The sequence below is a fragment of the Natrononativus sp. DTA114 genome, assembly GCF_059736515.1.
Genome location: NZ_JCASSN010000001.1, coordinates 1,178,448 through 1,202,203 on the forward strand (window position 1 = coordinate 1,178,448; position 23,756 = coordinate 1,202,203).

General features: G+C 67.1%; 23 protein-coding genes. 16 read left to right on the forward strand and 7 right to left on the reverse strand.

The features are described 5' to 3' along the window. Window positions 1-48: 48 nt before the first annotated feature. Window positions 49-1,500: a dihydrolipoyl dehydrogenase family protein gene (locus AC6I6S_RS06100; protein ID WP_497948843.1), complete on the forward strand. Its 1,452-nt coding sequence runs from the start codon at window positions 49-51 to the stop codon at window positions 1,498-1,500. Window positions 1,501-1,563: 63 nt separating this feature from the next. After that, window positions 1,564-2,070 (forward strand): Hsp20/alpha crystallin family protein, encoded by a 507-nt coding sequence (locus AC6I6S_RS06105; RefSeq protein ID WP_497948844.1) that lies wholly within the window; start codon window positions 1,564-1,566, stop codon window positions 2,068-2,070. 134 nt (window positions 2,071-2,204) lie between these two features. Here AC6I6S_RS06105 and AC6I6S_RS06110 read toward each other — a convergent pair whose 3' ends face one another. Both AC6I6S_RS06110 and AC6I6S_RS06115 read right to left on the reverse strand, forming a co-directional pair. Continuing rightward, on the reverse strand, window positions 2,205-2,753 hold the full coding sequence (locus AC6I6S_RS06110) for a GNAT family N-acetyltransferase (RefSeq protein WP_497948845.1): 549 nt from the start codon (window positions 2,751-2,753) through the stop codon (window positions 2,205-2,207). An 82-nt stretch (window positions 2,754-2,835) separates the two neighbouring features. After that, the gene (locus tag AC6I6S_RS06115; protein WP_497948846.1) at window positions 2,836-3,915 is read right to left on the reverse strand and encodes a M42 family metallopeptidase; all 1,080 of its coding nucleotides are present in this window, start codon (window positions 3,913-3,915) and stop codon (window positions 2,836-2,838) included. 95 nt (window positions 3,916-4,010) lie between these two features. On the opposite strand from AC6I6S_RS06115, the gene AC6I6S_RS06120 reads away from it, so the two are divergent. The 8 genes from AC6I6S_RS06120 (at window position 4,011) to AC6I6S_RS06155 (ending at window position 12,453) form a co-directional block, all read left to right on the forward strand. Continuing rightward, on the forward strand, window positions 4,011-4,520 hold the full coding sequence (locus tag AC6I6S_RS06120; RefSeq protein ID WP_497948847.1) for a DUF7974 family protein: 510 nt from the start codon (window positions 4,011-4,013) through the stop codon (window positions 4,518-4,520). Between the two features lie 65 nt (window positions 4,521-4,585). Next, window positions 4,586-6,298: an ABC transporter substrate-binding protein gene (locus tag AC6I6S_RS06125; RefSeq protein ID WP_497948848.1), complete on the forward strand. Its 1,713-nt coding sequence runs from the start codon at window positions 4,586-4,588 to the stop codon at window positions 6,296-6,298. A gap of 72 nt (window positions 6,299-6,370) precedes the next feature. Further along, entirely contained in the window at window positions 6,371-7,321 is a 951-nt protein-coding gene (locus tag AC6I6S_RS06130) for an ABC transporter permease (RefSeq protein WP_497948849.1), read from the forward strand. Between the two features lie 78 nt (window positions 7,322-7,399). Next, the gene (locus AC6I6S_RS06135) at window positions 7,400-8,458 is read left to right on the forward strand and encodes an ABC transporter permease (RefSeq protein ID WP_497948850.1); all 1,059 of its coding nucleotides are present in this window, start codon (window positions 7,400-7,402) and stop codon (window positions 8,456-8,458) included. Next, window positions 8,455-9,480 (forward strand): ABC transporter ATP-binding protein, encoded by a 1,026-nt coding sequence (locus AC6I6S_RS06140; RefSeq protein ID WP_497948851.1) that lies wholly within the window; start codon window positions 8,455-8,457, stop codon window positions 9,478-9,480. Before AC6I6S_RS06135 ends, AC6I6S_RS06140 begins: the two co-directional genes overlap by 4 nt. 40 nt (window positions 9,481-9,520) lie before the next feature. Then, the gene (locus AC6I6S_RS06145; RefSeq protein WP_497948852.1) at window positions 9,521-10,822 is read left to right on the forward strand and encodes an ABC transporter ATP-binding protein; all 1,302 of its coding nucleotides are present in this window, start codon (window positions 9,521-9,523) and stop codon (window positions 10,820-10,822) included. Further along, window positions 10,812-12,161, forward strand: a complete 1,350-nt coding sequence (gene dacB, locus AC6I6S_RS06150) for a D-alanyl-D-alanine carboxypeptidase/D-alanyl-D-alanine endopeptidase (protein ID WP_497948853.1) — start codon at window positions 10,812-10,814, stop codon at window positions 12,159-12,161. Before AC6I6S_RS06145 ends, dacB begins: the two co-directional genes overlap by 11 nt. A 118-nt stretch (window positions 12,162-12,279) precedes the next feature. Beyond that, on the forward strand, window positions 12,280-12,453 hold the full coding sequence (locus AC6I6S_RS06155; protein ID WP_497948854.1) for a hypothetical protein: 174 nt from the start codon (window positions 12,280-12,282) through the stop codon (window positions 12,451-12,453). A 14-nt stretch (window positions 12,454-12,467) separates the two neighbouring features. On the opposite strand, the gene AC6I6S_RS06160 is transcribed toward AC6I6S_RS06155, so the two are convergent. Then, window positions 12,468-13,169, reverse strand: a complete 702-nt coding sequence (locus AC6I6S_RS06160) for a helix-turn-helix domain-containing protein (RefSeq protein WP_497948855.1) — start codon at window positions 13,167-13,169, stop codon at window positions 12,468-12,470. A gap of 403 nt (window positions 13,170-13,572) precedes the next feature. On the opposite strand from AC6I6S_RS06160, the gene lysA reads away from it, so the two are divergent. Then, on the forward strand, window positions 13,573-14,892 hold the full coding sequence (gene lysA, locus AC6I6S_RS06165) for a diaminopimelate decarboxylase (protein WP_497948856.1): 1,320 nt from the start codon (window positions 13,573-13,575) through the stop codon (window positions 14,890-14,892). Further along, on the forward strand, window positions 14,892-15,920 hold the full coding sequence (locus tag AC6I6S_RS06170; RefSeq protein ID WP_497948857.1) for a C40 family peptidase: 1,029 nt from the start codon (window positions 14,892-14,894) through the stop codon (window positions 15,918-15,920). Before lysA ends, AC6I6S_RS06170 begins: the two co-directional genes overlap by 1 nt. A 31-nt stretch (window positions 15,921-15,951) precedes the next feature. On the opposite strand, the gene AC6I6S_RS06175 is transcribed toward AC6I6S_RS06170, so the two are convergent. Then, window positions 15,952-18,087 carry a DUF6259 domain-containing protein gene (locus tag AC6I6S_RS06175; RefSeq protein WP_497948858.1) on the reverse strand — a complete coding sequence of 712 codons (2,136 nt, stop codon included), beginning with the start codon at window positions 18,085-18,087 and terminating at the stop codon, window positions 15,952-15,954. Between the two features lie 170 nt (window positions 18,088-18,257). Between AC6I6S_RS06175 and AC6I6S_RS06180 the strand changes: the two genes are divergently transcribed. The 3 genes from AC6I6S_RS06180 to AC6I6S_RS06190 all read left to right on the forward strand — a co-directional run bounded on the left by AC6I6S_RS06180 (window position 18,258) and on the right by AC6I6S_RS06190 (window position 21,156). Next, on the forward strand, window positions 18,258-19,343 hold the full coding sequence (locus AC6I6S_RS06180; RefSeq protein ID WP_497948859.1) for a dipeptide epimerase: 1,086 nt from the start codon (window positions 18,258-18,260) through the stop codon (window positions 19,341-19,343). Further along, window positions 19,340-20,428: a serine hydrolase domain-containing protein gene (locus tag AC6I6S_RS06185; RefSeq protein ID WP_497948860.1), complete on the forward strand. Its 1,089-nt coding sequence runs from the start codon at window positions 19,340-19,342 to the stop codon at window positions 20,426-20,428. Before AC6I6S_RS06180 ends, AC6I6S_RS06185 begins: the two co-directional genes overlap by 4 nt. Window positions 20,429-20,640: 212 nt before the next feature. Continuing rightward, window positions 20,641-21,156 carry a GNAT family N-acetyltransferase gene (locus AC6I6S_RS06190; RefSeq protein WP_497948861.1) on the forward strand — a complete coding sequence of 172 codons (516 nt, stop codon included), beginning with the start codon at window positions 20,641-20,643 and terminating at the stop codon, window positions 21,154-21,156. A 27-nt stretch (window positions 21,157-21,183) separates the two neighbouring features. Here AC6I6S_RS06190 and AC6I6S_RS06195 read toward each other — a convergent pair whose 3' ends face one another. The 3 genes from AC6I6S_RS06195 to AC6I6S_RS06205 all read right to left on the reverse strand — a co-directional run bounded on the left by AC6I6S_RS06195 (window position 21,184) and on the right by AC6I6S_RS06205 (window position 23,124). Continuing rightward, window positions 21,184-21,330, reverse strand: a complete 147-nt coding sequence (locus tag AC6I6S_RS06195) for a hypothetical protein (RefSeq protein ID WP_497948862.1) — start codon at window positions 21,328-21,330, stop codon at window positions 21,184-21,186. 124 nt (window positions 21,331-21,454) lie between these two features. Continuing rightward, on the reverse strand, window positions 21,455-22,768 hold the full coding sequence (locus AC6I6S_RS06200; RefSeq protein WP_497948863.1) for an RNB domain-containing ribonuclease: 1,314 nt from the start codon (window positions 22,766-22,768) through the stop codon (window positions 21,455-21,457). Between the two features lie 65 nt (window positions 22,769-22,833). Further along, window positions 22,834-23,124 (reverse strand): DUF7562 family protein, encoded by a 291-nt coding sequence (locus AC6I6S_RS06205; protein ID WP_497948864.1) that lies wholly within the window; start codon window positions 23,122-23,124, stop codon window positions 22,834-22,836. Between the two features lie 96 nt (window positions 23,125-23,220). On the opposite strand from AC6I6S_RS06205, the gene AC6I6S_RS06210 reads away from it, so the two are divergent. Beyond that, a complete protein-coding gene (locus AC6I6S_RS06210; protein WP_497948865.1) occupies window positions 23,221-23,700 on the forward strand; it encodes an RNA-binding protein in 480 nt (159 codons plus the stop codon). The last annotated feature ends 56 nt before the right edge of the window (window positions 23,701-23,756 follow it).

Below are 23,756 nucleotides of genomic sequence, written 5' to 3' on the forward strand. Positions count from 1 at the left end.
ACGGCCGCCGCGACAACGCCTTTGGCTCCCCGTCTGGTTGGCACGGGTATGATTCACGTCGCAATCGTCGGCGCCTATGGCAGCGCGGGGGTCGCCGTCGCCGACGAACTGCTCGAGCGGGCCGGCGACGACCTCGAACTCACGCTGATCGACGACGGCGAGCCCGGCGGCGGACTCTGTATTCTCCGGGGCTGTATGCCCTCGAAGGACGTCCTCTCGGCGGCCGAGAGTCGCTACAAGGTGCGCCACGACGACCGCCTCGAGGGATCGATCCCCGACATGGACCTCGAGACCGTGATCGACCGGAAGAACGAGCACGTCTCGGGGTTCGCCGAGCACCGCCGGAGCCACGTCCACAGTCTCGACGAGCGCGAGAACGTCGAGTTCATCCACGAGACCGCCCGGTTCGTGGACGACCGGGTGCTCGCCGTCGGCGACCGGACGATCGAACCGGACTACGCCGTGATCGCCACGGGATCGACGGTGAACGTCCCCGACCTGCCGGGAATCGACGACGTGGAATTCGCGACCAGCGCAGACGTCCTCGACGCGACCGAGCTACCCGAATCGGGGATCGTGATGGGTTTTGGCTACATCGGCATGGAACTCGCTCCCTATCTGAGCGAGGCGGGGATGGATCTCACGGTGATCGAGCACGACGACCGCCCGCTGGAGGAGATGGAACCGGAGTACGGCGAGACGATCCTCGAACTCTACCGCGAGCAGTTCGGCCTCGAGATCCTGACGAACACCGACGAAAAGCGCGTCGAGCCGACCGCTGACGGCGGCGTCCGGGTGGTCGTCGAGCGGGAGGGCGAGGAGGAGATCCTCGAAGCGGACCAGCTCTTTTGTTTCACGGGCCGGCGACCCGCGGTCGACCGGCTGGGCTTCGAGGAGACGCGACTCGAGGCCAAAGCGGGGTGGGTCGGCTCGACGCTCCAGGCGGAAGCCGACGAGCGGGTGTTCGTCGTCGGCGACGCGAACGGCCGCGAGCCGATTCTCCACGTGGCGAAGGAGCAGGGGTTCGCGACGGGTGAAAACATCCTGCGCCACCACCGCGGGGAGGACCTCGAGCCCTACACCAACATCCCCCACCACGTCATCTTCTCGGGGCTCAGCGCCTACCCCTTCGCCAGGATCGGCCACACGCCGCAGACGGCGGCGGAAACAGAGATGGAGCCGATCGTGGTGACCCGGGAGGCGTCCTCCGACGGCGTCTTCAAGACGAAGAACCACCCGGAGGGGCGGTCGACCCTGATCGTCAACGCGGCCGACGGCACCGTGATCGGCTACCAGGCGCTACACTACCACGCCGACGTGATGGCGAAGACGATGCAGGTGATCATCGCGACGGGTCTGGACGTCCGCGAGGTCCCGAACCGGGCGTATCATCCGACGACGCCCGAAATCCTCGACGGCCTCCTGCGTGATGCCTGCGCCGAACTTGGCGACGAACAGCAGTGCGTCGGCGACACCGATTCCCGCGATTTAGCCCTGTAGCGCTGTGCTATCTCGTATCCAGGAAACTTTATTATTAATCGTGTCTTATAATACTCGATTACGATGAGATCGTTCGACGAGATGAACCGCATGTTTCGCGAGATGGACCGCACCTTCGACCAGCTGCGCCGCACGTGGTGGGACGAGTTTGAGACCCCTGCGGTCGAGGCGCCACCCCGGCCGACCTTCGAGGCACCGTCCCGACCGATGGTCGAGGATGGGGACTCGCCCCGGCTCGTCGGCACCCGCGGCGAGGCCGCGATGAGCCTCAAGCGAGAGGGTGAGGCGTACGTCTTCGTGATGGACCTGCCGGGCTTCGAGCGAGAGGAGATCGAGCTCACCTTCGAGGAGGGGGTGCTCTCGGTTCGTGCCCACAGTGGCCACGAGAGCGGCGACGAAGGCCGCCAACTCATGCGTGAACGCCGGGTAGCCCGGCAGGTGACGGTTCCCGCCGAAATCGTCGCCGATGAGATTTCGGCGAGCTACCGCAACGGCGTCCTCGAGGTTCACCTCCCGATGCTCGAGCCCGAGGCCGAGGAGGAGACGAGCCACCGGATCGACATCGAGTAGGCGGCAGTTTCGGCCACGGTGGGCTGCTCGGTATTTTTCGAGATGAAGTCGTCGCGGAGCCGACGCTGCCGCGGTATCGGTTATCAGCGGTAACGAACCACCGCGTTCGAGAGTCCTCCCCGCGCTTTAGAGCCCTACTCGAGCCACGCCTCCCGGAAGAGCACGTACTGGATCGTGTCGACGTACTCCCCGTTGACGAACCGGTCGCGATGGATTCGCCCTTCCTCCTCGAAGCCCAGCGACTCGAGCAGCCCCCGCGAGGCGTCGTTCCACTCGTACGCGACGGCCCCGACGGCGGGGTGGTCGTGGGTGCGAAAGACGTAGTCGACGAGCAGCGACACCGCCTCGCTCCCCAATCCCTCGCCGTGGACTTCGGGAACGAGCCAGTAGCCGAGATCGGGGCGGCGCCAGTCGGCGTCCGAGACGGAAACGACGCCGATGCGCTCGACGGCGCCATCGTCGGGTTTCCCGGGATCGGCGTCGTCGCCCTCGAGACAGACCAGCAGCGGCGGGTCCTCCGCCTCTTCGATCCGGTCCTCGAGTTGCGTTCGGCCCTCGATCGGATTCCCCATCGGGTATCGAATTTCTGGGTTCGTAAACCCGCGCTGGAAGAACGGAACGTCCTCGGTCTCGAGCGTGCGGAGGGAGACTCGGTCGCCGCGGGTGACGCGTGCGCCTGGCATATCGAGGCTTCTCGAGGGCGTCAGGATAGCTCTTCTGTCCGTCTGGGAGAGATAGACACACCCGCCGGCGCTCGCACAGACGCTACCGCTCGCGTCGTCCCCGCACGTCGGTCCGGCCGGGGAACGGCGACTCGAGCGCCGCCGCGAGGACCTCAACTGTTTCCTCGGCGTCGCTCATTTCGATCGTCTCGACGGGCGAGTGGGTGTACCGGCAGGGGACCGCGATCGCCCCCGCGTGGCGGGCGCCGCCCGCCCGCTGAAACTCCGTCGCGTCGGTGGTGCCGCCGATCATCACGTCGTGCTGGAGGTTCACGTCGGCGGTCTCGCCGGCATTTTGGAGCCACTCGAGGGTCTGGCGGTCGACCAGGACGCCGCCGAAGAGGTACTCGGAGGTGCCGTCGGCGAACTCGACGACCGGTCCGTCGCCCAGCGAGACGGTGCTCGAGCGCTCGCCGTCGACGGGGTAGTCGTCGGTGGGGAAGATCTCGAGGGCGACGGCGATGTCGGGGTCGACGTCGTGGACCGCGGCCCGCGCCCCGCGGAGGCCGACCTCCTCCTGGACGGTGGCGGCGTAGTGAACCGTGCGGTCGGTCTCGGTCTCGCGAGCGACCGCCAGCAGGATCGCCAGCGCGATCCGATCGTCCAACGCGCGGCCGGCGAGTCGCCCGCCGACGAGGTCGACGAGGTCGCGGTCCCAGGTGGCGTGGTCGCCCGCCTCGACGTTCGCGTCGGCGACTTCCGCCGGGTTACTGGCACCGATGTCGATGTGGGTCGTCTCCGGCAGAGTCTCCTTTTCGTCGTTCGACATGAAGTGGCGGGGCTTCGCGGCGATGACGCCCGGCACCTCGTCGGGACCCACGAGCACCCGCTGGCCGAGGAGGTAGCCCTTGTAATGGCCGCCGAGCATCGAATAGGAGAGCAGGCCGTCGTCGGTGATCCCGTCGACGAGCAGGGCCAGTTCGTCGGTGTGAGCGGCGAGCATGACGTCGTCTCGGTCCTCGTCGCCGTAGCTGGTCGCGATCACGTTCCCCAGGTCGTCCCAGCGGACCTCGTCGACGTGGGGCTCGATCAGTTCCTCGAAGACGGCCGCGACGGCGTGCTCGTCGCCCGGCGGGCCGCGGGCGGCGACGAGTCGGTCCAGGTCTGCGCGCTCGAGTGTCATGGCTCGGCGGTGGGACGACGGGCAGTTAGCTGTTCCGACCCCTCCGGCCGCGTCGAAAGGACCAAACCGGACTCGCCCCTCTGGTCGCCTAACGAATGACGCGAGACGACGGGCACCGACGGGCACCGGGCGAGGCGATCGAGCGCGGCTCGAGCGAGGGACGACGGGTTGGCCTCGTCGGGTCCCGGCTACCGACCGGCCTCTCGGCTCGACTGCTCTCGTGTTCTCTCGAGGCGCCCGACACGATCGTCGTCGGGGAGCCGACTCCCTTCTCCTTCCACGTGAAAAACCGGGCGCCGGTCGGACTCGCTCTCGAGTGTCCCTCGAGTCGGTCGTGGGGGTGGACGGTCGACGACGTTCCCGAAGCCGGCACGGGGCGGTTCGAACCGCCCGCGGCGACGGCGACGGTCGCGTTCGGTCCGCGAGAGCGGCGAACCTTCACCGGCCGGTGGGACGGGCGATTTCTCGAGACAGGCGAAAAACGCGACCGGTGGGTATCGGGGTCGGGGAGGTATACGCTCACGGCGTACGTCGCAGTCGACGGCTGGCAGCGGCGCGGAACGTTCGCGGACGCGGAACTCACGCTTCGGCCGGGCCGGGGCTAGTATGCTAGGAGGCGGGTATTTGCCCCACCTATGGGAGTACAACACATACCAGAGGAGTGTTCACCATGAGCAATACACACGACCGATCCGATCTCGACCGACGCCGGTTCGTCAAATCGATGGCGGCAGTTGGGGCTGCCGGGATGTTCGCAGGCTGTACGGGTGGCGACGACGAACCGCCGGTCGGTGACGATCAGGGCGACGACGACGGTGGCAACGGCACGAACGGGGGCGGCGAAGGTGGAACGGCGATCCTGGCCACGCCGAACGAAATCGAAACGCTCGACCCGCGAATGAACTCGCTCGCGTGGTTCAGCACCGCCGCCCACTACATGTTCGACTCGCTGCTCATGATGGAGCCCGACGGCGAGGGAACCGTCCCGCACCTCCTCGAGGACCACCTGGAGGAGGAAGACGAGGTCACCTACACGGGGACACTCGAGGAAGGGGTCATGTTCCACAACGGCGAGGAGATGACCGCCGAGGACGTGGCGTACACGTACAACTGGGTGCTCGATCCCGACAACGCCTCGCCGCGGGCGTCGTTCATCGACTTCATTGACGAGGTCGAGGCGACCGGCGACTACGAGATCACGCTCCACCTCGAGTATCCGTTCGCGCTGCTCGAGAACATCCTGGCGGGGATGTATGCGCCCGTCGTCCCGAGAGAGGCCGCCGAGGAGATGGGTCACGAGGAGTTCGAACAGGCACCGATCGGAACGGGGCCGTTCCAGTACGTCGACCACGAGTCCGCCTCGAGTCTCACGTTGGAGCGCTTCGACGACTACTTCCTCGGCGCGCCGCGCCTGGACGGCGTCGAGTACGACATCATTCCCGAGGACGAGGTCGCGTTTTACGAACTCGGGACCGGCGGCGTCCACCAGGCCTCCGTGCCGGAGCTCATGCTCGACGAAGCCGACCAGAACGAGGACGTCAACTACGAGATTTTCTCGGCGTTCAACTACCGAGGGTTCATCCTCAACTGCCTCGAGGAGCCGTTCGACGACCTGCAGGTCCGGGAAGCGATGCACTACCTCGTCGACTACGACGAACTGATGCTCGGGGCGGTCGATCAGTTCGGCGCCCGGAACGTCGGGTACATGCCCCAGGAGGTCACCGAGGTCTGGGACTTCCCGACCGACGAGTGGGAGGACGAGTACTACCCCGAGCAGGACCAGGACGAAGCGTTGAGTATGCTCGAGGACGCCGGAGTGGATCCCGACGCCCTCGACGTCGATATCCTGGCGATCTCCGGCGAGAACTGGGTCGGGATGTCTGTCGTGCTCCAGAACGAGTTCGAACAGATCGGCATCGACGCCTCCATCCGCGAGGTGGGCATCGGCGAGTGGCTCGACGCGCTCGACGAGGGTACCTTCGACATCTGTACGTACGGCTTCGGCGTCGGCGACGACCCCGACGGCATGTTCTACAACTTCTTCCGCGACCTCGAGAACGACGAGGGCGGCATGGCTGAGGGAACCCTTGGCAACGCCTCGGCGGGCTACGTCCACGAGGCCTACCGCGGCACCGACACCGAAGACGAACTCCAGCGCCTCGACGAACACATCCGGAACGGGCGATCGACGCTCGATCGGGACGAGCGCTACGATCACTACGTCGAAGCGGCGGAGATCGTCCACAGCAACTACGTCGGAATTCCGGTGTACGCGGGCGAGACCGCGACGGGGTGGCGAAGCGAACTCCAGGGCTACGAACCGACGGAGTTCGGCGATCAGGAGCTGTTCAACTACTGGCAGGAAGCGTGGATCGACGAGTAAGCCACCCGCTGACGTAGCCGGCTCGGATATACCTCATAACCCCCCTTTCGAAACCACAAACCGTACGCAACTATGGGAATGCTTCGCTACACGCTCCGGCGGCTCCTCCAGATGATTCCGGTGCTGTTCGGTGTCATGACGCTCACCTTCGTCATGATGCACGCCTTGCCGGGCGATCCGGTCCGGATCTATCTCGGACTCGAGCCGAGCCAGGAGATGGCAGACGACCTGATCGAACACTACGGGTTCGACCGACCGTGGTACGAACAGTACTTCGACTACCTCCTGCGGATCCTCCAGGGTGATCTCGGCTACTCGTTCACCTACCGACAGTCGGTGTCGGATCTGATGCTCGAGCGGCTGGGGCCGACGGCAGTCCTGATGACCCTGTCGTACCTCATCGCGCTACCGACGGCCATCGCCCTGGGTGTCTACGGCGCCGCTCGTCACAACCGCGCCGGTGATCACATCTCTCGCCTCGTCGGTCTCGCCGGCATCTCGACCCCGAACTTCTGGCTGGCGCTGATGCTGATCTACCTGATCGCCTACGAGTTCCAGCTGCTCCCGGTGTCGGGATACGTCTCGCCGCTCGAGGATCCGGTCGAGTCGGCGAAACTGCTACTCATGCCGGTGATCACGCTCGCGACGGCACAGACGGCGCTGCTCATGCGTATGACGCGCTCGAGTATGATCGAGGAGCTTCGCGCCGAGTACGTCGAGACCGCCCGTGCCTACGGGATCCCCGAGCGACGGGTGCTCTACAGGCACTCGTTCCGGAACGCGCTGTTGCCGCTGATCACCATCGTCGGCCTGCAGATCTCGTTCCTGCTCAGCGGGAGCGTCATCGTCGAGGAGATCTTCGCCATTCCGGGAATGGGACGGCTGTTCTTCGACTCGCTCGTTCAGCACGACTACTCGGTCGCGATCGGCGTTACGCTGTTCTTCTCGGTGCTGTTCCTGATCGGCGTGTTGCTGACCGACCTCGCGTACGCGTACATCGACCCACGGATCAAGTATGATTGAGACGACACTAGACCTCGCGCTCGACCCGCACGTCTCGCGCCCGCCCGAGCCGACGGCGACGCCGCCCGGAGGTGACCGATGAGTTCCGAACAGAGCCGCATCTCGGAGACGGACTTCGACAGTGGGAGCGGCCTCGTGGCGACGTTAAAGAAGCTCAAGTACAGTCCGACGTCGCTCGTCGGCGTCTTCCTGATCGGGATGCTCGTCGTCATGGCGGTGTTCAGCGCCATCGACAACTTCCTGCTCGATCGGGCGGTCATCACGTGGCTCCACGCGGACCCCCACGCGATGGATCAGAGTATGCGCTACTCCGGACCGTCGTGGGAACATCCGATGGGGACCGACCGCTACGGTCGCGACATCTTCGTGCGGATCATCTACGGGAGCCGAACGGCGCTCACCATCGGCATTCTGGCCGTCGGCATCAGCTTCGTCGGCGGAATCATCACCGGCGCCGTCTCCGCGTACTTCGGCGGCTACGTCGACGACACGCTGATGCGTCTGGTCGAGATTCTGTACGCCATCCCGGGGCTCGTTCTCGCGATGATCTTCATGGCCATCTTCGGTCCGAGCATCGAGAACCTGTTCATCGCCTACGGTATCGTCGGCATCCCGGCGTACGCCCGGGTGATGCGTTCGGAGGCGCTGTCGCTGCGCGACCGCCAGTACGTCGAAGCTGCAAAGCTCGCCGGCCTTCCCCGTCGAACGATCCTCTTTCGTGAGATCGTCCCCAACGGGCTCGCACCGGTCGTCGTGCAGGCGACGCTGTCGATGGGAAGCGTCATCATCGGCGCGGCGGCGCTCTCGTTTCTCGGCTTCGGCGTCCAGGAGCCGACGCCCGACTGGGGGCGCATGCTCAGTGACGGCCGAACCGCCATGGTCGTCGCCTGGTGGGTCGCGGTGTTCCCCGGCATCATGATCTTCATCACGGTGATGGGGTTCAACATGCTCGGCGACGGCCTTCGCGATATTATGGACCCAAAGATGACTGTCGAACCGACGCCGTACGACGACTGGAACTTAGAGGAATGGAAAGCCGATCAGCAGGCAGAGACGACCGGCTCCGATCTCGCGCCCGACTCCCCCGCCACGCGGGCGGACGGCGCCGGTCCGCCGCAGGGAGGTGATCGCTCGTGAGCCTCCTCGAGGTCGAGGATCTCCGAACGTACTTCTTCACCCCCGACGGAATCGTTCAGGCCGTCGACGGCGTTAGCTTCGAGGTCGGCGCCGGCGAGTCCCTGGGCGTCGTGGGCGAGAGCGGCGCCGGAAAGAGCGTCGCCGTCAAGAGTATCATGGGGCTCATCCGCGAGCCCGGCCGGGTCGTCGACGGTAGCATCCGGTTCGACGGCCGGGAGCTGACCGACCTCTCCGAGAGCGAACTCAGACGGGAGATCCGCGGCAACGAGATCTCGATCGTCTTCCAGGACGCGATGTCCGCGCTCAATCCCGTCTTCACGGTCGGCAGCCAGCTCGAGGAGGTGATCGTCGAGAACACCGACCGGACCAAGTCGGAAGCCCGCGAGCGGGCGGTCGAACTGCTCGACGACGTCGGCATCCCCGATCCCGACCAGCGCGTCGACGAGTACCCCCACCAGTACTCTGGCGGGATGCAACAGCGGGCGATGATCGCGATGGCGCTGGCCTGCGACCCGCGGCTCATCATCGCCGACGAACCCACCACGGCGCTCGACGTGACGATCCAGGCGGGGATCCTCGAACTGTTCGACGAGATCCAGGCGAAACACGACACGAGCATCGTCTACGTCACCCACGACCTGGGCGTCGTCCGCGAAGTCTGTGACCGGGTGGCGGTGATGTACCTCGGGAAGATCGTCGAGTCGGCCCCCTACGACGAACTGTACCGCAACCCGAAACACCCGTACACGCAGTCGCTGCTCAACTCCGTGGTTACCCCCGACGAGTCCTTGGACGAGATCAACCCGATCGGCGGCACGATGCCGTCGGCGGTGTCACCGCCATCGGGCTGTCGGTTCCGCACCCGGTGTCCGGTTGCCTACGAGGAGTGCTCGACGGTCACCCCGCATCGCTACGAGGTCGGCACCGACGGCGTCGACCACGACGCGGCGTGTCTGCTGTACGAGGAGGGGAATCCGCGGGAGGAGCCGCGACTGCACGAGACGGAGGTGTCGACGAAATGAACGGTGTCGACGAACCGGCGACCGCATCCACGGTGATCGCATGAGTACGAACCCACAGACCGACTCCGCCAGCGCGTCGATCGAGGACGCCGAGGAGCCGTTGCTCGAGGTATCGGGGCTGAAAAAACACTTTCCGGTCAACACGGGGCTGTTCGCCTCCGTTCGACTGGACCGGGAGTCCGACGGACTCCCCTTCCGGTACGACGACACCAGCGTCAAGGCCGTCGATGGCGTGGACTTTGCGCTGCACCCCGGCGAGACGCTCGGCGTCGTCGGCGAGTCGGGTTGCGGGAAGTCGACGCTCGCCAGAACGATCCTCGGCCTCGAGGAGCCGACCGCCGGTGAGATCCGCTTCGACGGGCGCAAGACGGCGGAGATTCCCGAGTCGGAGTTCCGAAAGCGGAGCCAGATGGTGTTTCAGGATCCCCACTCGAGTCTGAACGGCCGGCGCAAGGTCGGCCCGATCATCGAGGACCCCCTCGAGGGCGCGGGCTGGGAGAAAGAGCGCCGTCGCGAGCGCGCCCTGGAGTTGCTCGACCAGGTCGGCCTCAAGCGCGAGTACTACAACCGGTACCCCCACGAGTTCTCCGGCGGTCAGCGCCAGCGGGTGAACCTCGCGCGGGCGCTGTCGATCAACCCGGACCTCGTCGTCGCGGACGAGCCGGTGAGCGGCCTCGACGTGAGCGTCCAGGCCCAGATCCTGAACCTGATGGACGACCTTCAGGCGGAGTACGGTCTGACCTACCTGGTGATCAGCCACGACCTGAGCGTCGTCCGGTACATCGCCGACCGCGTGGCGGTGATGTACCTCGGCGACTTCGTCGAGGTCTCGCCGACCGAACAGCTGTTCGCCGAGCAGTACCACCCCTACGCGCGGGCGCTGCTGGGAGCGGTTCCCAACCCAGACCCGGACAAACCCGGCGTCCGGTCGGAGATATCGGGGGCCGTCCCGAGCGCGTCGAACCCGCCGCGGGGCTGTAAGTTCCACACCCGTTGTCCCGAGTTCATCCTCCCCGACGGCTTCAGCCGCGCGGCCTACGACGACTACGACGCCCTGATCGAGGACGTCCGCGACCGCGACCTCGACGGCGACTCCCCAAAGGCCGTCCTCGAGACCTACGTCGACGACCCCGACGGGATGCCCCGAGAAGCCGCGAACACCGTCCAGGCTGCCGCTGGCGAGGCACTCGACGGCGACTGGGAGGCCGCGGTCGGAACCCTCGAGAGCTACGAGTCCCCCTGCCAGGCGACCGTTCCCCCGCTGGAGTCGGTCGGACTCCCCGACCACACCGCGGCGTGTCACCTTCCGTTCGACGAGGGGGAAGACGACGATGCAGCCTGAAGCCGACGAGCGCGACGAGGTCGCCGAACGGGCCTTTCCGGACCTCGAGTCGACGAGCGCGAGCGTCTTCGCCCGCGACCTCCGAACCGACGAGGTGCTCGCGGCCTCGAGCCCCGGAGTTCCGCTGCTTCCCGCCTCGAACGCCAAACTCGTCACCGCTGCCCGCGGCTTCACGGAACTCGGCGCCGACTACCGCTTCGAGACGACCGTCCACGCGACCGGCGAGCGGCGGAACGGACACCTCCTCGGTGATCTCGTCGTCACCGGCCGCGGCGCTCCTGATCTCTCACAGGGAGACCTGATGACGCTCGCGACCGAGATCGCCGAGAGCGGCATCGAGACGGTCGCCGGCGAACTCGTCGTCGACGCCTCAGCGTTCGACCGCCAGGCGCTCGGGCCGGGCTGGACCTGGGACGACGGCCAGTTCGAGTACGGTGCCAAGAGCACGCCGCTCGCCCTGGAGCGCAACACCGTCGACATCACGCTCACCCACGGGAACGGTTCGGTGCAGGTCGACGCCTCGCCGACCTCCGAGATCGTGAGACTCGACGTCGACGTCGACGTCGCAGACGACGCCGAGGGAGAGCTCGAGGTGTACAAAAAGCGCGCCTCGGAGGTGATCCGCGTCGAGGGGCGCGTCCCACCGGGATCGACGGTCGTCGAGGCGAGTCCGGTCGACGATCCGATGTTTCACGCCGCGAGCGTCTTCCGCGATGCCCTCGAGAGCAAAGGGATCTCGATCGACGGCTGGCTCCGGATCGAGCACGAACCCATCGCGCCGGCGGACGAACCGATCGCTGCCGTCGATTCTGCCCCCCTCGCGGCCCTCGTCGATGGTATGCTGACCGACTCCGATAACTTCGCCGCCGAGCAGCTCGCCCGGACCATCGCATTCGAACTCGAGGGGCAGGGAAGCTGGAACGCCTGGGAGCGACACGTCACCGGCTTCCTCGAGGAGCGCGGTGCCGAGGCCGTCCGGCTCCGGGACGGCTCCGGACTCTCGCGGTACAACCTGCTGTCGGCCTCGAGTCTCGTCGCCGTCCTCGAGTGGTGTCTCGACCAGCCCTGGCACGAGCAGTTCGTCGGCGCACTCCCTCTCGGTGGTGAGGAGGGGACGGTCGAAAACCGCCTCGAGGCAGTTCCGGCGCCCGTTCGCGCGAAAACCGGAACCCTCACCGGCGCGCGGGCGCTTTCGGGATACCTGCTCGAGGGCGACGAGCCCGCCGTCGTCTTCTCCTGTCTGCGCTCGAATCTGACGGGACACGCCGAGGAAGCGGCCACCGATCGGATCGACGAGTTCGTCCGCGAACTCGCCGTCAAGGCCGGGCTCGAGGACTGATTCGAGCCTATCGCGAGCGGTGGTCCTCCGCGGCTTCCACCCGTCGAGAAGGTGCTCACCGAACGTCTGGCGGGCCAGAGGTCGGCACGTTTATTGTCAGTGTGGAATGGTCAGAGACGTGAACACAGATGCGATCCTCGTCGGCATTTTGGGTCTACAACTTACCGTCGCCGCGGGAATCACGGCAGTAATCCAGGAGTCGGCTCCGGCCGCGGAGGGCATGGCAGTGGTCGTCATGTACGCCGCTATCCTGGTCACGGCAGCCGGGGTCGTGGTCAATCGAACTACCTGACCGGTGGCAGCAGCTTACAGCGCGTTCGTCCGCCGCCGTTCTCGATCCCGCAGTTCCGTGAGCACGCGCTGGAGCACCGCCGCCTCCCCCTTTCGCAGGTGCTCGAGTGCCGTCGGCGCGGAGACGTCGTTCTTCTCGGCGAGTTCCGTCGCGGAGACGTCCCGCGGCCAGCCGTAGTACCCCTCCTCGAGCGCCGACAGCAGGTAGGTGAGCTGTCTCGAGGAGACGTCGCGCTGAATCTCGTCGACGAGATCGTGAGCGCCGGCTTGTTCGGGTTCATAGTCGATAACGCGACGAACGTCGACCTCCGCGACCTCCTCTAAGGCCGCAACCGACTGGCCGATCTCCGAGCCGTCGGCGAGCAGCGTCCAGTGCTCGCGGTCGTTTGCGATCCGGACCTCGCCGATCGGCGTCAGCGAGGAGTCGACCAGCGTGGTATAGATCGAGGCGCTGGCGCTGTAGCGGGTGTGAATTCGTAGGGAGTCACCCCGAGAGGTGAGGACGTCAGTCGAGCGAACCGCGCGGTAGGTTTCCGCTGCAGCTTCGATTTCGCCGATATCGGCCTCCCCCGTCGACGTCAACACGACCGTCGCCAGGATATCGGTCCCGTCCGAGCAGATATCGGTGACGACGAGTTCCGCACCCGGGAACTGTCGCGTCAGTGCTAGCATCCAACACCCTTCGTGCCAGAGCCGTAGACCGATTCGTTTTTTCATAACTCGTCAGTATGCAAGTTCATCACACACATTGGTTAAAAACGTATCGCACCCGACCCGTCTGTCCGGTCACCGGTCCAGGCAGCCGGTAGAGCCCCCGCCCAGCCCGGCACCGGCGTCCGTTCCTCGTGCGCCGTCGCAATCCTATCGGACGCCGCCGACAGCCGTTCGCGCTGATGAATGTCGCCGAACGAACACCCAGCCGAGCGGCGCGGTGGTGTTCAGGTAGTCGTCCTCGAGCGGTGGGCCTCCGGGATCGACCGGCTTCGTCCGCACTATCGTCCGGTGCAGCGCCGTCCCCTCGAGCACCGATCGCGCGCAGACGCGGCGTTCGAACCTCCACCAAGACGCCACCTCACATGCTAGGGACCGCTTTTTCACGTGGAGTGTTCGTGGGAAACGTATGCAACTCGAGGCACGGCGAGCGCGGCTTCTCGAACACGACTCCGCGCTCCGGTCCCCGTTCGGAACGCCGCTCTACGTCTTCTGGGAGGACGATATTAGAGAGAACTACCGACGGCTGCGCGGCGCGCTCGACGACCACTACCCCGACTCGACGATCCACTTCGCGGTGAAGGCGAACTACAACCCCGGCATCCTCTCGGTCCTCCGCGACGAGGGCTGTGAGGCCGAGGTGTACGCCGGCGGCGAGCTGACGGCGGCGCTCGAGGCCGGCTTCGACCCCGCCGACCTCCTGTTGACGGGGATGAACCGCCGACCCGCCGATGTCGAGCGGGCTCTCGACTGTGGCGTCGAGCAGTTTCTCGTGGACAACGCGACCGAACTCGAGCGGCTGATCGAAATTACGACCGCGGTCGACCCCGAGAGCCGCCCGCGGGTGCTGATCCGCGGCAACCCCGCGATGGAGGTACCGACGCACCCGGAGGTGGCGACGGCGACCCGCGAGACCAAGTTCGGCCTGGACATCGAGTCGGGTCGAGCGATGGCGGTCGCCGAGCGCGCCGCCGACTCGGACGCCGTCGACCTCGCGGGCGTCCAGCTTCACATCGGCAGTCAGATCCGCGGCGTCGAACCGTACGGCGTCGCCGCCCGGGCGATGTGCGGCTTCGCCGCCGAGATCCGCGACGAGCTGGGCGTCGAGATCGACGTTCTCGACCTCGGCGGCGGCTTTCCCGTCCCTTACGACGAGGACGTCCCCGCCGCCGAAGAGATCGTCGAGCGGATCGCCGACACCGTCGACGAGGCGACGGCCGGCGCCGATCTTCCTGCGCCGACGCTCTACCTCGAGCCGGGCCGACGCCTCGTCGGCAACGCCGGCACCCTGCTCGCGGCCGTCGGCGTCGTCAAGGAGACCCCCTACCGAACGTTCGCCGTCCTCGACGCGGGGACGAACGCCGTCTCCTCCTACTGGCCGTACCCGATCTACGCGCTCGCCGACGGCGACGCCACCGAGTCCTACCACGTCGCCGGCCCGCTCTGTTACTCCGGGGACGTGATCGCTGAGGACGTCGCCCTGCCGCCGCTCGAGCGCGGCGACGTGATCGCCGTCGATCGGATCGGCGCCTACTCGCTGGGCAGCGCCTCGCACACGAACGCCCAGCCGAAGCCGCCGGTCCTGCTGGCTCGCTCGAACGGCGACGTCGACGTGATCCGCGAACCCGAAAGCTACGACGACGTCATCTCCCACGCGAGGGTTCCGGACGACCTCGAGGCTGGCCCGGAGTCGATCTCGGCCCCGCCGGAAACTGAGGGTGGGAAATAATGACGCCCGCGGAACTCGCCCTCGAGCGCGCCGTCGCGGTCGCCGCGCCCGACGAGCGCGTCGCGGTTCTCGACCTCGCGGCGGCCGTCGAACCGGAGGGCGTCGTTCTCGAGGGGGTCGTCGAAACGGAATCCGTTCGGCGATCGATCCGTCGGGAACTCGACCGCACGCCCGGTATCACCGTGTCTCGAGACGAAACGACCGTGCTCGAGGGCGGCGACTCCCTGACGGTGAACCGCGACGCCGCCCCCGTCCAGGGTGCGCCGGACGACGACGCCGAACAGGTCACGCAGGCGCTGTACGGCGGCGCGGTCACGGGATACGACGAACGAAACGGCTGGCGGCGCGTTCGCGTTCCCGACGGCTACGTCGGCTGGGTCGAGAGCGACCATCTCGAGGCTCCGTCGACCGACCGGGACGACGCCTGGTCGGCCGACGCAGTGATCGCCGCGACTCCAGCGGAACCGCTCGGCGGTGATGGGGGCAAGAACCAGGGAGACGACCGTCTCCCCGAACGGCTTCAGGCCGGGACGGCTTGTCGACTCGAGGACGAAGCCGACGGGGTCGCGACGGTGTCGTTTCGAACCGGCGCGACCGCCCGCCTTTCTGCCGGTGCGGTCCGATCCCTCGTGGATGCGACCCCCGCTGAATCCGTCGGAACGGGTGAGGACATCGTCGACGTCGCGACGGGATTCCTCGAGACGCCCTACGAGTGGGGCGGAATGCGCGCCGACGGCATCGACTGCTCGGGGCTCGTCTGGGTGTCCTACGCCACGCTCGGCGTGATCCTGCCGCGGGACGCCGACCAGCAGGAGGAGATCGGCGCCGACGTCAACCGCGAGGAACTCGCCCCCGGCGACCTCCTCTTTTTCCCCGGCCACGTCGCGATCAGCCTCGGCGGGAGCGAGTACGTCCACGCCTACGGCGACGCCGACGGGGTGACGATCAACAGCCTCGACCCCGACGACGACCGCTACGTCGAGACGCTGGACGACTCCCTGCGGACGACGAAGCGACTGCTCGAGTAGCGTCCCGAAGGCGGATGACCGACCCGATTTTTCAGGCCGATCGAACGGAAAGAATCGCGGTCGAACACGCCTCGAGCGCGAGGTCGACCGCGACGGTGTCGCCGGAAGCTGCGAGTGACGCGTTCTCGGCACCAGCCGGGCACTCGAGTTCGAGCGCTCCGTCGGCAGAGTGCTCGAACTCGAGGGTACACTCGTGGTCGGTGGTCGTCCAGTTCGTGGCCGCGAGAAGGGTTTCGTCGTCGGAGACGCGCCAGTGGCCGGCCAACACCGCGTCGAGGTCGACGTCGTGGCGTCCGTGGCGGTACATCTCCCACTCGACGGCGTGCGTCGGCACGCCCGCCACTACGGGGTCGCGAAGGCGCTCCGCCAGCGTGATCGCGTGGGCGTGACCCTCGAGCGCGTCGACGGTACGACGGAGATACCGCCTGGCGGTCTCGTTTTCCTCCTCGAGAAGCGCCTCAGCGACGTAGTGGCTGAGCCAGCCGAGCTGGCCGCCGAAGGCGAAACACTGGGCGATCTTCGATCGAAACGCCGCGTCGGACTCGAGGTCGCACTCGAAGAACTGCCTGCCGAACGTGACGCAGTAGTCGCCGTACACCGCGGGAAACAGCGGGACGAGGTCGTCCCGCGCGGAGTTCCACATGAGGTAGCCCGCGAGGCGGTCCATGTACGGTTCGGCGTTGTTCTCGGTCGTGACGGCGAACTCGGAGCGTCCCGCCGCCGCAGCATCTCGAATCTCCCCGAGCAGGTCGCGGTAGCCGTCGACGCCGTAGCTGCCGCCGCCCGGCGGGTGGCCGTGGTCGGTCGCGATGCAGTCGGGCGGGGCGTAGGCGCCGAGCTGATCGAGGTAGATCGCACTGGCGTCCGTCTCCTCTCTAACCCGGGCGACGACGTCCCGGACCGTCTCGCGCCACTCGGAGACGGCCGGACACATCGCGACCATCCGCTGGCCGCCGTAGGTCTCGTAGGAGAGCGCGCGGTCGGCCGGCTCCAGCCGCGCGCTCGCGACCCGAGCGCCCGCCGATTCGAGCCCGCGGCGCTCCCAGGCGTCGCTGTTGGGGTCGGCGATCCGGGCGTTGATATACGGCATCACCCGAACGTTCTCGGCCTCGAGGGCGGCGACCGCCTCGAGCCACCCCTCCCGGGGCGGAAAGTAGTCGGGGTAGTCGACGTCGAAGGGGCCCCGATGCCAGGTGTACCAGTGAACGCCCGTCGGGACCGGAAACGCCTCCCGGAGCCGCTCGATGAGGTCGAGGTCGCCCTCGATATCGGTCTCTCGAGGCGCGAGCAGCCACCAGAGGCGGCGCTCGAGAAACCACTCCGGGACGTCCTCGCGGTCGCCGAGCGGTCCCGCCTGCGTCCACTCGGCCCCCTCGGTCGCCCACCGCCGGTAGCGTCGAGCGGCGTCGTACCAGTCGCCGGCGACCGTCGCGGTCACGACCGGATACGGGAGCGAAAACGCCGTCGTCACCTCGCCGACGCCCGCGGGCCGGTGACGGATCTCGAGGCCGAGCGCTCCGTCGTCGGAGTCGGTCGCGAACGACTTGGGCCGCCCCTGCGGATCGTGCGCCGCGACGTACGCACCCCCACCGTCTCCGAGAGCCGAGAGGAACTGCATGTTGTAGTGGGCGCCCGGATACTGCGCCTCGTAGGTCGCGACGTCGGGGTTCTCGAGCGGGTCCGGTACGCGCCGGCCCCAGCCGTCCGGGAGCAGTAGCTCCGCCGGCCGAAGGCCGCCGTCTCCCACGGCTACCTCGTCGACCGCCGGCAGCGAGAACGACTCGAGGCTCGCCGCGACCCCGTCGACCTCGAGTCGGACGGACCAGGAAACTGCGGCGGAACCGTCCTCGAGTCGCCCGCGGAGCGTCGTCGTGGCGGTCCCCGACTCGGTTTCGAACGCGAGCGGTTCCTCGCGCCACCGCAGAGTCAGTTCGGCACCGTCCTCCGTTGGCGTGCAGTCGGCGTCGAACGCCGCGTCGGCGCCGTCCAGTGTCGCGGCTACTCCGTCCGCGTCGCGGAACGCGGCCGCCCAGAACGCCCCGCCCTCGGAGCGAAACGCGACCGTTCGCTCGCCGTCGTCGAGGGTGAGTTCCGATCCCCCGGAGGCGACGGTACACTCCAGTCCCTCGACCGCGGCCGCTACCGACTCGCCAGTCTCCGACGACATTTCGAGAACGTACGGAACCGGGGAGTATCAGTCCCGGCGAAAGCGGCAACGTGCTGATCGAGTCGCCGAAAGTCGTCCATTGTTGGGGCGGGATTCATAAGCCGACCCCGAGAATCGCCCGCCATGCACACACGCGCACCGCGGGGCGAACGCCGACGGGGGCTACACCGATGATCGTGGACAGCGTCGACGTCTTCGAACTGGATCTCGCGCTGACCGACGCCTTCGAGATCTCGCTGGGAACCAAAGAGCGGGCCGCGAACGTTCTCGTCCGCCTCGAGACCGACTCCGGGACGGTCGGCTACGGCGAGGCCGCCCCCCTCGAGACGATCGCCGGCGAAACCCAGGCGAGCGCGGTCGCCGCCGCCCGGGCGGGTGCGGTGGTACTCGAGGGCGGCGATCTCCGGGACCGGCGCGGCCTCGTCTCCGAACTCCGGGCCGCCCTCCCCGGCTCCGTTTCGGCGATCCTCGCGCTCGAGGCCGCGCTCTACGACGCCTACTGCCGCGAGCGGGGGATCGCCCTGGCGGAGTGTTTCGGCGGGAAGCCGGCGCCAGTGCGGACCGACGTCACGATCTCGATCGTCGACGCCGAGACCGCAGCCGCGGAGGCCGAGGCGGCCCTCGAGGACGGCTTCGACGAACTCAAGATCAAGGTCGGCGGCGCCCTCGAGGACGACCTCGCACGCGTCGGGGCGGTCAGGGAGGTCGCTCCGGACGCCGCCGTCAAGGTCGACGCGAACCAGGGCTGGACGCCGAAGGAGGCGATCCGCTTCGCCGACCGGGCGCGAGCGCGGGACTTCGCCCTCGAACTGCTCGAACAGCCGGTTCGCCGCGACGACATCGCGGGCCTGAAGCGAGTCACCCACGCCGTGGACGTTCCCGTGGCGGCCGACGAGGCGGTGTTCACGCCCGCGGACGCCCAGCGGATCGCGAGCGAGCGGGCGGCGGACGTCATCAACATCAAGCTCGCCAAGTCGGGGCTCACCGACGGCGCGGCGATCGCCGAGATCGCCCGGAGCGCGAACCTCGAGTGCATGGTGGGCTGCATGCTCGAATCCGCCCTCGGCCTCCACGCGAGCGCCCACCTCGTCGCGGGGCTGGGCGGCTTCGGCTACGTCGACCTCGACGGCAACCTCTCGCACGCCGACCGACTCACGGACGTTCCCCGCGGTCCGGTGCTCGACATCGACGGTCCCGGCCACGGTATCGTCCCCGACGAGGACGTGCTCGCTGGCCTCGAGGGCACCGACCGATGAGCGAGCGAGCCGACGAGACGGACCCGCTCGAGGCGGGAGCGACGACCGCCGCACCCGAAATCCGAGCGCTGCTCGAGGAGGGTCTCGAACGGGAGCGCTACACCGCCGCGGTCGCGGTCGCCGGCGGCCTCGAGGAGGCCCCGGCTCTCGAGGCGGTAGGTCAGCTTTCGCCGACAGACGACCGTCCTGTGAGCGGCGAGACCCCCTTCGACGTCGCCTCGCTCACCAAACCGATCGTGACGACGACCGTCTTCTTCCGACTGCTCGAGCGCGGCGATCTCACCCTGACGGATACGATCGGCGATCACGTGCCGGCGCTCGAGCGCCGTCGGCGCGGGGAGATCCCCCTACACCGACTGTTGACTCACACCTCCGGCCTCCAGCCCTACGCGTTCTTCGAGGCGTGGTCGAGTCGTGAGGAGGTCCTCGAGGACCTGTACGCCCGCAGCCTGTTCGACCGGCGGATGGGCGACGGCTTCGTCTACAGCTGTCTGAACTACGTCCACCTCGCCGAGGTGCTCAGGCGGGTGACCGGGGACGACCTCGCGACCCTCGCCGAGGAGCACGTCCTCGAGCCCGCGGGGATGACTGGGGCGAGTCTCGGTCCCTACGATTCGCTCCCGACGACCGGGGTCGTCGCGACCTACGACCGCGAGTACGACGGTCGTGGCGAGATCACGAACGAGATCCACGACCCGATCGCGAACGCGATGGGCGGCGAGAGCGGCAACGCCGGGCTGTTCGCCTCGGGACTCGACGTCGCCCGGTTCGCTCGAGCGCTCCTCGCCGACGCGGAGGGTGCGAACCGGCTGCTGTCGGCGTCGACCGTCGGCTGCCTCCCGGTTCGGCGGAGCGGAACCGAAACCGCCGCCCAGGGCTACGGCTGGCGGGTCAGCACCGAGTTGATCCCGGCTCCACAGTGGTCCGGACGGTCGATCGGCCACACCGGCTTCACCGGGACGTCGCTGTGGCTCGACTTCGAGGCCGGACGGTTCGCCTGTCTACTCACGAACGCCGTCTACAACGAGGTCCAGCTCTACAGGTTCCGCCAGCGCTATCACGCGATCGCGGCGACGGGAGCGTGATCGATCCGAGAAGTCGAACCCGTTCGGGGCGAGCAGTACGACGACTCCGGCGGTGATCCCGGCGAGGTTCTTCGTCTCACGGCGAGAGAGACGGCTCGAGCGGAGCGGCTGGTAGTCCGTGACCTCCGTGACAACCAACCCCACGATATCGCCAGCATAGAGGGCTGATACGACGGAAACGCTTTTTGGGACCGTCGTGGAACTCGAGAGACGTGACGCGCACGCGAGAGATCCGCCGGGCGGAGCAGACGGATGCATCGGTCATCCACGATATCGCCCGAGAGAGCTGGCACGCCGCCTACGACGACCTTCTCGGGCGCGAGACCGTCGACGACGTCATCGACGACTGGTACGCGATCGACCGCTTGCAGAACGCGATCCGGGTGTCTACCCACCACGTCCTCGTCGCCGGCGGCGGCGAGGTCACCGGCTTCGTTCACGCCGGCCCCTGGGAGGGAGAGCCGGGGGTCGCTCACCTGGTTCGTCTCTACGTCCACCCCGCGTTCTGGGGTGACGGTATCGGGAGCGCGCTACTCGAGCGCGTCGACGACGCCCTCGTAACGGAGGGGTACGACAGCCTGCGACTCGAGGTGTTCACCGAGAACGACGTCGGCGTCGGCTTCTACGAGTCGCGGGGTTTCGAGTGGCTCGAGGAGATCGAAGAGGAGTTCCTGGGCGAGAGCTACGACGTCGCGATTTACGAGCGGAGCGTCGGCAAACGCGAGTAACAGTCGTCCGAAACTGGCCGACGCCGATCAGATTCGCAACAGGTGAAGAGCCTCTCGAACGTGGTATCGCACCTCCCGGTCCTCGCTGCGCGCGAGCGCCTCCTCGAGGTGGTAGTCGATGTGTCGCTGCGTCCGCGCGCTCTCGTTCGCCGACTCCGTAAATTCGGCACTCATTCCGACATCTGTTAGCAATGGCTATTCCCAATGGGTATAAGCCCTTTGTCGGAAACTCGAGGAGATTCGATTCCGGAACCGGCCCGCGAACGCGACCGATAGCGGACGAATCGTTCGGTCGCCGTTACAGCGTCTTCTCGGCTTCCTCCTCGGAAACGATCTCGATCCCGCGGTTGTTTACCGCCTGGGGGTCGAGGCCGACTTCCTGGAGGAACCCCTTGTACTCCCGTTCGCACTGTTCGGCCGCCTTCTGCTTGTCACTCGCGCGGTCACAGAGGGCGACGAGGTTCTCGGGAACGTCGTTCTGGTAGACGATCCAGTGGTTGATCAGGTCCGAGAGTCGTCGAATCGGGCTGGTGAAGTGGCCGTAGATCTCGAAGTTCAGCGCGTGGTGGCCGCCGAAGGGGTCGTTCATGTACTTCGCCCGCGGCATCACCTTCATCACCGCCCACTGGATCTTGTCGAGTTGGCGACCGGGAGCGTCCTCGAGCGTCGCGTTCACCGCCTTCCGGGGGTCGTCCCAGGTGTCGCCGGGGATCGAGACGCCGTCTAACTCCTGGATCTCCTGCAGGGCCTTCGACCACTCGTCGGGGCTGGGCTGTGGGTGGACCCGGTACATCGCCTCGACCCCGCGGGACCACATCAGTTCGTGCGTGACCGCCTTGTTCGCCTTCAGCATGCACTCCTCGATGATGGTGTGGGCGCGGTCCCGGCTCGGATTCAGTACCAGGGAGCCGTCCTCCTTTCGCTGCTCGTGCATCCGGTCTGCGACCTCGTGGACCAGCACGTTCTCCTCGTGCAGCGGTGCGTCGGGGTCCTCGAGTCGCTTCTCGGCCTGGGCGTAGGTGAGTCGCTCGTCGGACTCGATGACGGACTTGTAGATGTCGATGGACTCGTAGGAGAGTTCCTCCTTGTCGAGGTGCATCTCGACGGTATGGGCGAAGCGCTCCTCGTTGGGGACGAGCGAGCAGACCGACTCCGCGAGCACCGGCGGCAGCATGTGGATGGTGTAGCCGGGCAGGTAGACGGTGTTGCCCCGCTCGACGGCCTCGGCCCACATCGCCGACTCGGGGTGGACGTAGTGGGTCACGTCTGCGATATGCACCCAGAGAACGTACTCGTCGTCGCGCTCTTCGATCGAGAGCGCGTCGTCGAAGTCCTGGGCGTCGATCGGGTCGGTCGTCCACGTCGTCAGGTGGCGCAGATCCGTCCGCTCGTCGTCGTCGATTCCCTCGCTGATCTCCGACTGGATGTCTTCAGTGCGCGCTTCGGCCTCCTCGAGCACCTCGGGCGGAAACCCGTCGCGGATCTCGAGTTTCTCGAAGAGTTCCTCGCGTTTGTTCTCGAGGTGGCGTGCAAGCTCCTCGCTGATCTCGACCGGGCCCTGCCCCTCGGCCGTGCCGGCGGCCGCCTGGGCGTCGGCGGTGTCGTCGCTCATACCCCCGCCTACGAAGGTGAGCGTCAAAGACGTGTCGACCGCTCGAGTCGGGAACCGACCGTCGGTCAGGACTCCTCGAGCGGCCCGTACCGTTCCTCGACGACCGAGAGATACCACGAGAGGAACTCCGCCTGGCTGCGCTCGCCGGCACCGACCTCGACGAGCAGCGCCTCGAGGCCAGGCCGCGAGTGTCGACAGAGCTCGTTGTCGCAGGGCTTACAGAGGTGCTCGAACGTCTTTCCCTCCCGGTCCCACCGGTCGCCGTACTTGTCGTACTCTCGAGCCCGGTCGCGGGGGACCTCGCGGTCGCAGGCGATACAGGTCACCGACTGCTCGCGTCGACCGACGCGCCACATACTGCTGCTGTGGACGTGTTCCTACTTAGCGATTACCACGCGGTCCCGGAGTGAGAGAACGGGCGTTTTATACTCGGACCCGCCGTTGGATCGCGCATGCAGGTGAAATCCCGACACCACCTCCGAAGCGACGCCGTCTCGGAACTCGAGACGGCCCTCGCCGAGAAGCTGGGCGTCACGCTCTCCGGCGACACCTACGAGCGCGTCGAGTTCGAAGAGTCGGACGTCGAGGTCGTCCTCGTCGACGGCGAGCCCCACGTCACCTATTTCGACGGCGAGCCGTTCCTCACCGTTCGCGGCGCGAACGCCTACGAGCCCGACCGACGCGACGTCGTGGTCGACGCGGGCGCGGTCTCCTTCGTCAGCGACGGCGCGGACGTGATGCGACCGGGGATCACGAGAGCTGACGCCGAAATCTCACCCGACGATCTGGTCGTGATCGAGGAAGAATCCCACGGCAAAATCCTCGCCATCGGCCGCGCTCGCGTCCACGGCTCCGAGATGACCGGCGGCGAGGGGAAAGTCATCGACTCGCTTCACCACGTCGGCGACGAGCTGTTCGAGTTTACCGGATAGCCACCCCAAAGCCTTGCTCTACGCGAACTGACTGCGGAAAACGGATCGGTCTCGCG